The sequence below is a fragment of the Staphylococcus sp. HMSC34G04 genome, assembly GCF_001838765.1.
Taxonomy (GTDB): Bacteria; Bacillota; Bacilli; order Staphylococcales; family Staphylococcaceae; genus Staphylococcus; species Staphylococcus epidermidis.
The window spans coordinates 1-2,770 of record NZ_KV838718.1 but is presented as its reverse complement, the minus strand read 5'-3'; the positions used below and the strand labels follow the sequence as shown (position 1 = coordinate 2,770).

Annotated in this window: 3 protein-coding genes and 1 pseudogene; all 4 read right to left on the bottom strand. The window is 25.2% G+C overall.

Annotation, left to right across the window (positions count from 1 at the left end; all coding sequences use genetic code 11):
- Positions 1-62: 62 nt before the first annotated feature.
- Positions 63-211: pseudogene (locus HMPREF3241_RS13050) on the bottom strand (replication initiation protein); the annotation flags it as partial.
- A gap of 894 nt (positions 212-1,105) precedes the next feature.
- Positions 1,106-1,384: a hypothetical protein gene (locus HMPREF3241_RS03570; protein ID WP_002447416.1), complete on the bottom strand. Its 279-nt coding sequence runs from the start codon at positions 1,382-1,384 to the stop codon at positions 1,106-1,108.
- Between the two features lie 96 nt (positions 1,385-1,480).
- Positions 1,481-2,281 (bottom strand): ABC transporter permease, encoded by an 801-nt coding sequence (locus HMPREF3241_RS03565; protein WP_002447415.1) that lies wholly within the window; start codon positions 2,279-2,281, stop codon positions 1,481-1,483.
- 95 nt (positions 2,282-2,376) lie between these two features.
- A complete protein-coding gene (locus HMPREF3241_RS03560) occupies positions 2,377-2,571 on the bottom strand; it encodes a hypothetical protein (RefSeq protein WP_002447414.1) in 195 nt (64 codons plus the stop codon).
- Positions 2,572-2,770 lie beyond the last annotated feature (199 nt).

Here is a 2,770-nt window from a genome sequence, read left to right as displayed (position 1 = left end):
AGTGTTTTTATATAATTCCCACTAATTGGGGTTAGTCTACTATCAGATGTACGTTCGATAGTTTTCCAATCTGGTTGTAACATATCCAAAAGTTTAATTTGTGGCTTAACACTCATAAATTCAGATAGTTTTTGAGCATTATTTTTACTAAGATTTCCAACAATAGTCATAGCGTCAAACATTAATTTTGGTTCGGGGTGTACATAGTATGTCAGTTTAACAGCTATTATAATATAACCAATAAATAAAATAATAAAGATCCCGCTATCAAGGAACTTACTATTACCTGAAAATATTTTTTAAATAGTAAATTAAATATAACTAAAATTATAGAAAAGAATATATACATACATAAGCATACATGAACATAATCCAACAAAAACAATACAAAACCTATTGCTCCCCAAAAGTATGCAATGCCATAAACCCAACGTTTTATTTCAGAATAATTAAAGTTCAAATATAATCACCAAATTTTCTCTATATTTACTCTATTGCATTATTCCAATTTCCTTATTGTTTGGAACTAACACGCTAAACAAATTAGCTAACAAATCGCCCATTCCAAACAATAAGTTTTCTCGGTATAAATGCGTGTAATATACTTAATATATCACTCATATAAAATAATAATGATTCTTTGGCTACTCAAAAAATGTTTATCGTAAGAAATGGGGCAAAAAGAAGACATTAATGCTTTCTATTTTTTGTTGTACCAATACTTAATAATACAAAAAATAGAAAACCTAATGAATAAAAAATTTTTCTCCTAAAGGATTTTCAATAATATTTTTATTCAATCCTATAATTGAACAAATTATAAAAACAACAATAATAATGGCTAAATAAATCTTATTTTTTAATAACATATAAATCTCCTTTTTGTTAATTATGTCACTTTTCTTTAAATTCATAGTTTACTAGAACACTTTGATAGTACATCATTTATGAATTTCAACATGTATAGAGAAAAATATTTAAACATAAAGAAGGCGACTTAAAAGACTAAAAAAGTTTTAATACGTTTTAACTTTTCTTAGTTTATATGCTTTTGATGAAATATTAGGTAATGCATTAGGAGCCAAAAATATAGTTACTATAATTATCAAACCCAAATGAAAAATACAATTAAAAAGGAAATGATAATAAGGTCAAAAATGATGTTCTTTATATTCCAAGTTAAAAAATCAGGGACACTATTAATAATTAACCCTGCTATCAATAAAAACTCACTAGCAAAGTGTATGTACTTTAAAAAGGAAAGATCAGATAAAGGAGTGCTTTTCATAAGCGAAAAAATAACAATACAAATAAATGCTGTTCCCATAACAACATTGCCTATCTTATAATATTTTTCATAGTCTTCAGTTTCTCTTAAAAGCATTTAATCTCTCCTAAGCCGAAATCCAATTTGTTTTAACTTTAAATTTTGTTTGAAGTATATACCAAAGTCTTATCTTTGAGTGCTTTTTTATCCTGTTTATAAAAAATCTGCAAATTGTTCGCGATATTTAACATGTAAAAGAGAGCCCAACACAAAAGTAATTAAAAGGAAAGCAAGATTATATAAAGATAGTTTCCAATGTGTTATAAAAAACCAATTTTGATATAGAATTGCCGCTCTATAACTTTCAGCTATAAAATAGATAGGATTAAATTGTATAACCTTTAAAACTAAAGTATTTGTCGGTAAATATAAGATTGAAGATATAAAAAATATTATTCTCATAAGAGCTTGCATAAGCATTTGGACATCTCTAATAATTACAGCTAATGTTGAAGTTAATAGTGTTATTGTCATTGTCAGTAACAAAGTGTAAGGGATAAAAATTAATAATTGTAATGTATATATAGTAGGGTAGTATCCATTTAAAGCACATATAAGCATAATTAAAATAAGTAATAGTATATGAGTGTAAAATTTACTCAAGACGATATAACTAGATAATATAGATAATGGGAAATTCATTTTAGCTACTTGCTTATATTTGCTAGTAACTGCTTTTGTACCATTTAAAATACCTTGATTCACAAAAAACCACATACTTATTCCTACAATTAACCAAAAAATAAAAGGTATATTCTCAACAGTTCTATTATTTCTGAACCCTAAACCAAAAATAAACCAATACATAAAAATTTGTATTGAAGGATTAATTAACTCCCATGCTGTTCCCAAATAATTATTTTTGTTAGAAATTTTCATTTCAAATTGTGCTAATCTTTTCATTAAATATAAATTATTAAAATGTTCTTTTAATATAAATAAAGATGATTTCATAACATTAAGTTACCTTTCTAAGATTATTAATATTATAAATGAAACCTAAAAAAAAGGTAAAGCAATAAACAATTGCTTTACCTTTTGTATTTTAATTATGGAGTTGTACAAAATTCACTGTTTCCGACTGGGAAGCAATTATGTTTGTTACCATTTCCTTTATGTTTTTTCTTTTTAGATTTAGCAAATGCTTCATGAGAGTTATCATTCATAAAACCAGTTGAAGCACTTGCATACGATAGTGTTGTTACTAATGAAAATGCAATAAGAAGTTTAGATATTTTCTTCATTTTTACCCCTCCAAAATATTAATTTAAAACAAAGATATCACAATTTTAATAAAAATCAAGTGTATAAAAATATAAATTTATTAATTGGTTTTGGTATATATTTTTAATATTCTGTTCATTTTTACAAAGTATACATATTCTATACAAAATCACTACCTATAATGCTTAATTATGTCAACTCAACACAAAGGGACAAACG